This is a genomic window from Sphingomonas sp. (assembly GCF_036402235.1).
GTDB lineage: Bacteria > Pseudomonadota > Alphaproteobacteria > Sphingomonadales > Sphingomonadaceae > Sphingomonas.
Genome location: NZ_DASWTG010000021.1, coordinates 1 through 9,493, shown reverse-complemented (window position 1 = coordinate 9,493; position 9,493 = coordinate 1). Strand labels below are relative to the sequence as shown.

General features: G+C 67.5%; 10 protein-coding genes, 1 other RNA gene and 1 pseudogene. 7 read left to right on the top strand and 5 right to left on the bottom strand.

Going from position 1 to position 9,493, the window contains the following annotated elements; genetic code table 11:
• A pseudogene (locus VGD28_RS04650) lies at nt 1-1,299 on the top strand (hypothetical protein); the annotation flags it as partial.
• A gap of 133 nt (nt 1,300-1,432) precedes the next feature.
• Nucleotides 1,433-2,035, top strand: coding sequence for a hypothetical protein (locus VGD28_RS04645; RefSeq protein WP_331027158.1), 603 nt, complete (start codon nt 1,433-1,435; stop codon nt 2,033-2,035).
• A gap of 3 nt (nt 2,036-2,038) precedes the next feature.
• On the opposite strand, the gene ffs is transcribed toward VGD28_RS04645, so the two are convergent.
• Nucleotides 2,039-2,137, bottom strand: an RNA gene (gene ffs / locus VGD28_RS04640) — signal recognition particle sRNA small type.
• A gap of 76 nt (nt 2,138-2,213) precedes the next feature.
• On the opposite strand from ffs, the gene VGD28_RS04635 reads away from it, so the two are divergent.
• Entirely contained in the window at nt 2,214-3,497 is a 1,284-nt protein-coding gene (locus VGD28_RS04635) for an SDR family oxidoreductase (RefSeq protein ID WP_331027157.1), read from the top strand.
• Nucleotides 3,494-3,964 carry a DUF2269 domain-containing protein gene (locus VGD28_RS04630; protein ID WP_331027156.1) on the top strand — a complete coding sequence of 157 codons (471 nt, stop codon included), beginning with the start codon at nt 3,494-3,496 and terminating at the stop codon, nt 3,962-3,964. The genes VGD28_RS04635 and VGD28_RS04630 overlap by 4 nt, the downstream gene beginning before the upstream one ends.
• A gap of 3 nt (nt 3,965-3,967) precedes the next feature.
• On the opposite strand, the gene bla is transcribed toward VGD28_RS04630, so the two are convergent.
• The 4 genes from bla to VGD28_RS04610 are packed head-to-tail and all read right to left on the bottom strand — an operon-like array spanning nt 3,968 to nt 7,339.
• Entirely contained in the window at nt 3,968-4,843 is an 876-nt protein-coding gene (gene bla / locus VGD28_RS04625; protein ID WP_331027155.1) for a class A beta-lactamase, read from the bottom strand.
• Between the two features lie 2 nt (nt 4,844-4,845).
• The gene (locus VGD28_RS04620) at nt 4,846-5,181 is read right to left on the bottom strand and encodes a 2Fe-2S iron-sulfur cluster-binding protein (protein ID WP_331027154.1); all 336 of its coding nucleotides are present in this window, start codon (nt 5,179-5,181) and stop codon (nt 4,846-4,848) included.
• A complete protein-coding gene (locus VGD28_RS04615) occupies nt 5,178-6,272 on the bottom strand; it encodes a cysteine desulfurase family protein (protein ID WP_331027153.1) in 1,095 nt (364 codons plus the stop codon). Before VGD28_RS04615 ends, VGD28_RS04620 begins: the two co-directional genes overlap by 4 nt.
• Nucleotides 6,269-7,339: a cysteine desulfurase family protein gene (locus VGD28_RS04610; protein WP_331027160.1), complete on the bottom strand. Its 1,071-nt coding sequence runs from the start codon at nt 7,337-7,339 to the stop codon at nt 6,269-6,271. Before VGD28_RS04610 ends, VGD28_RS04615 begins: the two co-directional genes overlap by 4 nt.
• Nucleotides 7,340-7,457: 118 nt before the next feature.
• On the opposite strand from VGD28_RS04610, the gene VGD28_RS04605 reads away from it, so the two are divergent.
• From VGD28_RS04605 to VGD28_RS04595, 3 genes are all read left to right on the top strand, one after another.
• Entirely contained in the window at nt 7,458-8,114 is a 657-nt protein-coding gene (locus tag VGD28_RS04605) for an alpha/beta hydrolase (RefSeq protein WP_331027159.1), read from the top strand.
• A gap of 195 nt (nt 8,115-8,309) precedes the next feature.
• Nucleotides 8,310-8,870 carry a lipocalin family protein gene (locus VGD28_RS04600; protein ID WP_331027152.1) on the top strand — a complete coding sequence of 187 codons (561 nt, stop codon included), beginning with the start codon at nt 8,310-8,312 and terminating at the stop codon, nt 8,868-8,870.
• Nucleotides 8,871-8,874: 4 nt separating this feature from the next.
• Nucleotides 8,875-9,342, top strand: coding sequence for a GFA family protein (locus tag VGD28_RS04595; RefSeq protein ID WP_331027151.1), 468 nt, complete (start codon nt 8,875-8,877; stop codon nt 9,340-9,342).
• Nucleotides 9,343-9,493: the final 151 nt, after the last annotated feature.

Here is a 9,493-nt window from a genome sequence, read left to right as displayed (position 1 = left end):
ACTGCGATCTACACCGCCGGGGCCGGCCGCGGCTACACCCAGTCGATCGATCCCGATCTGAAGATGCCGACCGTGGTTCGCGCGAACCTCGGCTTCCGCACCGGGCTGAACTTCGCCGAGAGCGGCTTCCTCAGCAACTGGAACCTGAACCTCGATTATATCTATTCGGAGTTCCGGAACCCTTACACGCTGGTCGACCTCGCCCAGACGATCGACACCCGCAAGGGGCTGAACGGCTACACGATCGACGGCCGCCCGATCTATTCGTCGATCGATCTGCTCGCCGCCGGCTGCACCGGCCGTCTGGTCAACCCGGGCGCGCCGCCGGTGTACACCGGCATCACCAACGCCTGCTACAGCAACGCCCGCTTCGACGAGCTGATGCTGACCAACCAGAAGGGCTATCGCAGCCACATCGCCTCGTTCCTGCTCTCGAAGAATTTCGAGGGCGGCCTGATCGCGGAGAACGGCTCGACCTGGGTCTCGTTCGGCTATGCGTACACCAACGCGCATGACCGCCGGAACATGTACAACTCGACCGCGGGATCGAACTACGACCAGACCGCCGCGTTCGATCGTCAGAATCCGGACGCTTCGCCCGGCTTCTTCCAGAGCAAGCACAACTTCACCTTCGCGACGAATTTCAAGAACGAGTTCGTTGCGGACCTGGCGACCTCGTTCGGCTTCACCTTCGTCGCCCGCTCGGGCCGTCCGTACAGCCTGACCTGGACCGGCAATGGCGCGTTCAACAACTCGAACTCGGGTAACGACAACGCGCTGGTGTACATCCCGACGGGCGCGAACGATCCTAACATCTCGCCGCTGTCGAACGCTGCTGCGGTGGGGGATCTGGTCAAGTTCGCGAACGGCCTGGATTGCGCGAAGAAGTTCCTCGGCAAGACCGTGACGCGCAACAGCTGCACCAACGACTGGTACTTCGATCTCGACCTCACGATCTCGCAGGAGCTGCCCGGACCGGGCCGCCTCTTCGGGCGTAACGACAAGATCAAGCTCTACGGGATGTTCGACAACTTCCTGAACTTCATCGACCCGAACTGGAACGTCCAGCGCCGCCGCAACTTCTACGGCGTGCAGGACATCGCCTCGCTGGGCACCACCACGGTGAACGGCGTGGTCAGCAACGTCGATGCGCAGGGCCGTTACATCATCAACGGCTTCACCGGCGGCACCTATGCCAATGGCGCGCTGACCCCGACATCGTCGTTCATCACGGACAACCAGATCAACATGTCCTCGTCGGTCTGGCGCTTCAAGATCGGCGTCAGCTACGAGTTCTGATCCTTCGCGATCAGGCTGACAACGAAGCCGCCGCTCCGGAAACGGGGCGGCGGTTTTCGTTTTGGGAACAATCGGCTAGCGCGGCCGGCATCGCGCGCTAGTCTGCGCTCCGGGGAAATCGGGGAGCACAGTCATGAGTCCGTTCGAGCTGGTCTTTGCGGTCTATGGCCTGTTGCTCGGCCTCGCGATCGCCGAGGTGCTGGGCGGATTCTCGCGCGCGCTCAAGCTGAAGCGCGGGATCAGGCCGGTCCGGATCGGCTGGCTCACCCCGTTGCTCGGCATCGTCGTGGTCCTCGACCTGACCAGTTTCTGGCTGCTCGCCTGGGAATCGCGCGACCAGATCTCCGCGAACTATCTGACGCTGGTGTTGGTGCTGATGATCGTCGGCATCTACTATCTCGCGGCAACGCTGATCTTCCCCGACGAGCCCGAGCAATGGCCCGATTTCGACGAGTGGTACGATCGCCAGAACCGCATGGTGATCGGCGGGCTGCTCGCCGCCAATGTCGGCAGCTGGATCGGCCTGATCGCGCTCGAACTCACCACGTCGAGGCCGACACCCGAGGCCGAGCTGGTGATGAGCGATGCCGAGGTCGCCGTCCTCTGGCTCGGCTTCGCGATCCTCGTGCCGCTGATCGCGCTCCTCAAGGTCAAGTCGCGACGCTGGAACGTCGCGCTGCTGATCACGGTCGGCGCGATGCTGCTCGTGTTCGGGGTCGCGGAGGAGCTTGTCTGATGGAAAGGTGGGAGCCGGGACGACCCGACACGAAAATCGTTACGGCTGCTTCCTTCCGGACCTGACCGGGTTGGCGACGGCATCGTCCGCCCGACTCCCGCGGCGCATATGGGGGAAGCGGAGGCGCATCGCAAGAGCGCAGTGATTTGTGCCGGGAGCGGTGCTAGGCCCGCCGGCAATGCGTATCCTATTGCTGGGCGCCGGGGGATTCATCGGCCGGCACATCCTGTCTGAACTGCTCGCGAGCGGGCATGGGGTCCGCGCGGTGGCGCGCGACGTCGCGTCATTGCGCGAGATGGAGCCGGGCGCCGAATGGGTCGGACTCGACCTCTCCCGCGCAACCGAGGCCCAAAGCTGGGCGCCGCACCTTGCCGGCATCGATTGCGTGGTCAACGCCGCCGGCGTGCTGCGCGGTCCGGAGATGCACGCGGTGCACGTCGCGATGCCGCGGGCGCTGCACGCCGCGTGCAGGAAGGCGGAAGTCCGCCGCGTCATCCTCATCTCCGCGGTCAGCGCCCGGCCGGAGGTCGCGACCGATTATGCCCGGACCAAGCTGGAGGGCGAGGCGGCGCTGCGCGACTCCGGGCTGCGCTGGACGATCCTGCGCCCTTCGCTGGTCATCGCGGAGGGGAGCTATGGCGGCACCTCGCTGCTGCGCGGCCTGTCCGCTCTGCCCCTGTTCCAGCCGCTCGCGGGCGATGGCGACTTCCCCTTCTCGCCGATCCATGCCGACGATCTCGCCCGCTCGGTGCGGCTGGCGTGCGAGAATCAGTGGCTCGTCAACATGACGCTGGAGCCCGCCGGTCCCGAAACGCTGGCGCTGCGCGCGTTGATGGCGCGTTACCGCAACTGGCTGGGCTTCGGGCGGGCGCGGTTCGTCTCGATGCCGATGGCGGTGATGCGCGTGTTCGGGCGGATCGGCGACCTCGCCGGTTCGGGTCCGGTCTCGACCAATAGTCTCACACAGATGGTCGCAGGCAATGCCGCCGATGGCACGGCGTTCGCGCAAGCCGTCGGGTTCCGCCCGCGCAGCCTCGACAATGCGATGCGCGACCGTGCCGCAGGTGTACAGGACCGCTGGCATGCGCGGCTGTTCTTCCTCGCACCCGCGATCCGCTGGGGGCTGGCGCTGATGTGGCTCGTCTCCGCGCTGCTCGGCCTGTTCGCCGGCCGCGCGCAGACGCTTGAGGTGCTGGCCGCAACCGGCGCGCCGGAAACCGCCGCCTTGCCGCTGCAGATCGGTACCGCGCTGCTGGATCTGGGGATCGCCGCGCTGGTACTATGCGACACCCGCGCCCGCACCGCCACCATTGCCCAGCTTGTCGTGGTCATGGGCTACACGCTGGCGCTCACCATCGCCCTGCCCGCACTCTGGACCGATCCGCTGGGGCCGCTGCTCAAGAACCTGCCGGTCCTGCTGCTGATCCTCGTCCATGGCGCGATCGGGGATCGCCGCGGATGACCTATTTGCTGCTCAAATGGGTGCATGTCCTCAGCTCGACCGTGCTGTTCGGCTTCGGTGCGGGGACGGCCTGGTATCTGTGGTCGGCGCACCGCACGGGCGATCCGGCGACGATCGCCAGCGTCGGGCGGATGGTGGTGCGCGCCGACTGGATCTTCACCGGGTCGAGCGGCGTGATCCAGCCGATCAGCGGCCTGATGCTGCTGCACATGCTCGGCTATTCGCTCACCGAATCCTGGGTGCTGGTCAGCATCCTCCTCTACCTGATCGCCTTCGCCTGCTGGGTGCCGGTCGTCAGCCTCCAGATCCGCGCGCAGCGGCTGGCGCAGGGCGCGCTCGATGCGGGCACGCCACTCGGCGAAGACTATCGCCGCGCGATGCGGGCCTGGTTCGTGCTCGGCTGGCCGGCTTTCCTCGGTCTCACCGCGGTATTCTGGCTGATGATCGCCAAGCCGCAGCTCTGGTAGGCGTCAGCCGAACAGAAGCCCGACCAGCTCGCCGACCTTGGCGTGCGCGGCGTTGGCCTGGGCCAGCGGCAGCATCGGCGCGTCCATGTAGCAGGCGATCAGGATCGGTTTGCGCCCCGGCGGCGTGGCGATCGCGACATCGTGGACATAGCCCTCGCCGCTCGTTCCGGTCTTGTCGCCGACGCGCCACGTCTTTGGCAGCCCGGCGCGCAGCCGGTCCTTGCCGGTGGGCGAAGCCTCCATCCAGCCGGCCAGCTTTGCACGCGAATCCGGCGCCAGCGCCTCGCCCAGCAGCAGCGCGTTGAGCAGCCACAGCATCGCCTGCGGCGTGGTTGTGTCGCGCACCTCGCCGTTGCGGACATTGTTGAGCGTCGGCTCGTCACGGTCCGATCGCGTCAGCGCGTCGCCTGCCGAACGGATGAACGCGGTCAGCCCGCGCGGACCTGAAATCTGCCCGAAGACGAGGTTGGCGGCGCTGTTGTCGCTCATCACCACCGCCGCCTCGAGCAGCGCCTCGATCGACAGCGCGCCCTTGGGCAGGTTCGCCTTCACGACGGGCGCATAATCGAGCAGATCCGCCTCGCTGAACCGGATCTCGCGCGTGAGGTCGATCTCGCCGCGATCGGCCCGCGCCAGCACCGCGGCGGCAAGCGGCACCTTGAAGGTCGAGCACATCGCGAACCGCGCCTCGGCCCCGTCGAAATAGCGCCGCCCGGTGCCGCTGTCATAGACCGCTAGGCCGATGCGCCCGCCGGTCTGCTCGCGAAGCCGATCCATCCCGCTCTTCCACTGCGCCAGCGCAGCGGTAGGGAATGCGGCGAGCGCGGCGGCTCCCCCCAGAATCGAACGGCGGCTCAGCTCGCGGCGATTGGATGTCATCATCATCGTCCCTGCATATCGCGATGTTCTGAAGGCAGCCTGACCGTCAAGCCGTCGAGCTCTGGGGTCAGGACGATCTGGCACGAAAGCCGGCTGGTCCGCGTCGCGCCGACGGCAAGGTCGAGCATGTCCTCCTCCTCCTCGCTCGCGCGCGGCAGACGGCCGAAATCCTCCGCCGCAACGATGACGTGGCAGGTGGAGCAGGCCATCTGCCCCTCGCACGTGCCCTCCAGCGGCATGCCCTTCGCCTGCCCGACCTCGAGCAGCGAATAACCCGCCTCGCCCTCCGCCTCGCAGGCGAGGTCGCCATCGGGCGTCAGGAAGCGCACCCGGATCATGCCGCGAACCGTTGCTCGCGCGCCGCCGCGTCGATCCGCTCGACCGCGGCCAGCAACTCTTCCTCGGTGGTATAGCGCCCGAAGCCAAGCCGGATGCTCGACCGCGCCTCGATGTCGCTCAGCCCCATCGCCTTGAGCACATGGCTCGGCCGCCCCGAGCCGCTCGCACAGGCCGACCCGGCCGAGAAGGCGATGTCGCGCAGGTCGGACATCAGCCGCGCCACGTCCAGGCCCGGATAGCGCATGTTGAGATTGCCGGGATAGCGATCGTCCATCGACCCGTTGAGCGTCCAGCCCGATCCGCCGAGCGCCTGATACGCCTTGCGGAACAGCTGCGCGACATGCCCGCGATCGGCGCCGAAGCGCTGCTTGGCCAGCGTCGCCGCCGCGCCGAAGCCGGCGCAGAGCGCGGGCGAGAGCGTGCCCGATCGCCCGCCCGGCTCCTGCCCGCCGCCGTGCAGCAACGGCTCAATCTCGACCCCGTTGCGGATCCACAGCGCGCCGATCCCCTTGGGCCCGTGGATCTTGTGTGCCGACACCGCGACCAGATCGCACGTCTCCGGGATGATCTCGCGGCCATAGCCCTGAACCGCGTCGCACAGCAGCAGCGCGCCCGCCTGCTTGGTCAGCGCCGCCAGCTCGTCGAGCGGCTGGATCGTCCCGATCTCGTTATTGACCAGCATCACCGAGACCAGCCCCACGCCCGGCCGGATCGCCGCGCGCGCCGCCGCCAGCTCGACCAGTCCGTCGCTGCCCACGGGCAGCACCGTCACCTCGCGCCCGCGCCGCGCTTCGGCCGCGACGGTGTCGAGCACCGCCGCATGCTCGATCGCGATCGTCACGATCGGCCCGGTGCTGCCCTTGATCGCCCAGTTGAGCGCCTCGGTCGCGCCGCTGGTGAAGCTCACCGTGCCGCCCGCGGGCATCAGGTCCGCCACCGCCTCGCGCGCAGCCTCGACCGCCGCCTTGGCCTTGCGCCCGGCCGCATGCGCCGAATGCGGATTGGCAAAATCGTCGCTCAACCAGCTGCGCATCGCCTCCAGCGCTTCGGGTGCCAGCGGGGTGGTCGCCTGATAGTCGAGATAGGTCATCCTGCCTTCGCCGCTGCCCCCATTGCGATGTCGATCCAAGTGTCGGTGAACCGCCTGACCTCTTCCGCGGTGGTGCTCCAGCCCATGCTGACGCGGATGGTCCGCGCCGCCAACTCCGGCTCCACCCCGAACGCCTCCAGCACTCGGCTCTGCTTCAGCGTGCCCGAGGCGCAGGCACTCCCTGCCGACACCGCGAAGCCCTTCAAGTCGAACCGCACCAGCTGAGCTGCGGCGCTCAGGTTCGGCATCGCCAGCGCGCGGATCTCGCTCACATATTCGCCGTAACCCATCAACTGCTGCGCACCGTAGCTCTTGAGCGTGCGGAACATGTCCACCAGCGCTTCGTGCCTGTCCGTATCGGGCATCGCGACGCGCTTGGCCGCCCAGCCCTCGACCGCCGCGGCAAAGCCCAGCACCGCGGGCAGGTTCTCGGTCCCGCCGCGATAGCCGAACTCCTGCCCCCCCGACGGCTCGAGCAGCCCGAGATCGCCGACCAGCAGCGCGCCGATTCCGATCGGTCCGCCCAGCTTGTGCGCGGAGATCACCAGCATCTGGCCCCGCTTGGGGAAGCGGTTCAGCCCCCATAGCTGCGAGGCATCGCTCACCAGCACCCCGCCGCCCGCCTCGATCATCGGGGCATAGCGTTCGATCGGCTGGACCTTGCCCGTCTCCGGATTGACCCACTGGATCGCAATCACCGGCCGGTCGCCCGCGGCCAGCGCATCCTCGACTGCGTCGAAATCGACGTCCCACTCCAGATTGACCGGCAGCACCTGCGCCTCGGGCGCGGCACGCAACACCGCATCATGCTCGACCGAGGAGCGCCAGCGCATGCCGCCCTTCGCGCGCCGCATCGCCAGCGCCAGCGCCTCGCTCGCACCGCTGGTAAAGATGACATGCCCTTCCCAGCCGAGCGCCGCCTTGATCCGCTCGCGCGCCTCCTCCAGCGCCGCGCGCGCCGCCCGCCCCTCGGCATGTGGCGAGGAGGGGTTGGCCCAGCGCAACATCCCCTCGATCATCGCCTCGCGCACCTCGGGCCGCAGCGGCTGGGTGGCGGCATGGTCCAGATAGATGCGGTCGCTCAGGACGGGACTCGTTTGAAATTGCGTGAAAGGGCTTCCCGACTATATAGCCGACATCGCTTTCCGCGCCACCGCGCATCCCACTTTACAAGCAGGTAGAGCTTTGCCCGAAGTCATCATCCCCGGTCCCGAAGGCCGTCTCGAAGGGCGTTTCGCCCCCGCTCCCCGCCCCCGCGCACCGGTGGCGATGATCCTCCACCCGCACCCCAACGCCGGCGGCACGATGAACAACCGGATCGTGCAGGAGCTCTATAAGACCTTCCAGCGCCGCGGCTTCGCGACGCTGCGCTTCAACTTCCGCGGTGTGGGCAAGAGTCAGGGCGTGTTCGACAACGGCACCGGGGAGCTTTCGGACGCGGCTTCGGCACTCGACTGGGTACAGAGCTTCCATCCCGAGGCCTCGACCACCTGGATCGCCGGCTTCGGCTTCGGCGCGTGGATCGGCATGCAGCTGCTGATGCGCCGCCCGGAGATCCGCGGCTTCATCTCGATCGCGCCGCCCGCGAACATGTTCGACTTCACCTTCCTCGCCCCCTGCCCCTCCTCGGGCATCATCATCCAGGGCGAGAATGACGAGGTGGTGACCCCCGGCGCAGTGCAGAAGCTGGTCGACAAGCTGCGCACGCAGAAGCACATCACCATCCACCACGACACCATTCCCGGCGCGAACCACTTCTTCGAGCACGAGATGGACGAGCTGATGGGCAGCGTGGACCGGTATCTCGACATGCGCCTCGACCCGAACTCCCCGATCCGGTGAGGGGCGGCTTCCTGACGCGTCCCCACGTTCCGTCATCCTGAACTTGTTTCAGGATCCATGTCTCCGCAGGCGACTGAGCCGCTGGTGGCACGATGGATGCTGAAACAAGTTCAGCATGACGGTTGAGAACAGGATGGAGTCCGAAGCCCCCACACCCCCCTATCCTTCCGCCCTTCCCCGACGCATGATGCCGCCATGAAGCAATCGACCGCGATCAAGATCGCCACCGGCGTCGCCGCCGCCGCAATCGGCGGGCTGTTCCTCTATTCGCGCGCGACGCGCCCGCCGGTGATCAACCCCAACGTGCCGCAGCCCGAAAAGCCGGTCGACCTCGCCCGCTATGCCGGCAAATGGTTCGAGCTCGCGCGGCACGAGAACCGCTTCCAGAAGGGCCTCGACGCGGTGACCGCCGAATATACGCTGGAGAAGGACGGCAAGCTCCGCATCCTCAACAGCGGCATTCGCGCGGGCGAGAAGGAACGCGACGTCGCCGAGGGCCACGCCATCGTCGCGGACGAGGAGACCAACGCCAAGCTCAAACTCTCCTTCTTCGGCCCGCTCTACACCGGTGACTATTGGGTGCTCGATCGGGGCGACGACTATGATTGGTCGATCGTCGGCGAGCCGAGCGGACGATACCTCTGGGTGCTGAGCCGCGACCCGCACCCCGCGCCCGAAACCCTGCAGATGCTGCGCGAGCGGGTCGAGGCGTTGGGCTATGACCGCTGGGCGCTGCGCATCACGCGGCAGGACTGACCCGGTGGAGCGGGTCGACGTCACGGTGACCGGCGGCTGCCAATGCGGCGCAGTCCGCTACCGCGCAACCGCGATGCTCGACAATGCGCACCTGTGCCATTGCCGCATGTGCCAGAAGGCGGTGGGCAACCTCTTCGCCGCCCTGGTCGCCGCACCCGACGACGCGCTGACATGGACTCGCGGCACCCCTGCCGCCTTTCGCAGCTCCGAGCATGTCGACCGCGGCTTCTGCGCCGACTGCGGCACGCCGCTCTATTACCGCAACCTCAAGGGCAGCCGAACGAACCTGACGATCGGCTCGCTCGACGATCCGGCCGCCTTCCCGCCGAAAACGCAGATGGGCAGCGAGGCGCGGATGCCGTGGTTCGGCGGCCTCCCGTCGCTCGAGGATATCGGAACGACCGAGGCGCAGGATGCGGCATGGGCCGCGGCGATCGCGGCGAGCAGCCGCCAGGCGCCGGATCGAGACTGAACTTCTACTCCTACCTTCCGTCACCCTGAACTTGTTTCAGGGTCCAACCTTCCCCAGGCGGCTGAGCCACTGGTGGCACGCCGTCATCCCGGCCTTGTGCCGGGATCCACCGGGAGGCGAGTGACGGACAGGAGGTTCGATCGTGCTGCTT

Coding starts and splice junctions, on each gene's coding strand:
- VGD28_RS04630 (WP_331027156.1), top strand. CDS start 3,494: ATGACCTATTTGCTGCTCAAATGGGTGCATGTCCTCAGCTCGACCGTG.
- bla (WP_331027155.1), bottom strand. CDS start 4,843: ATGACATCCAATCGCCGCGAGCTGAGCCGCCGTTCGATTCTGGGGGGA.
- VGD28_RS04635 (WP_331027157.1), top strand. CDS start 2,214: ATGCGTATCCTATTGCTGGGCGCCGGGGGATTCATCGGCCGGCACATC.
- VGD28_RS04620 (WP_331027154.1), bottom strand. CDS start 5,181: ATGATCCGGGTGCGCTTCCTGACGCCCGATGGCGACCTCGCCTGCGAG.
- VGD28_RS04615 (WP_331027153.1), bottom strand. CDS start 6,272: ATGACCTATCTCGACTATCAGGCGACCACCCCGCTGGCACCCGAAGCG.
- VGD28_RS04645 (WP_331027158.1), top strand. CDS start 1,433: ATGAGTCCGTTCGAGCTGGTCTTTGCGGTCTATGGCCTGTTGCTCGGC.
- VGD28_RS04600 (WP_331027152.1), top strand. CDS start 8,310: ATGAAGCAATCGACCGCGATCAAGATCGCCACCGGCGTCGCCGCCGCC.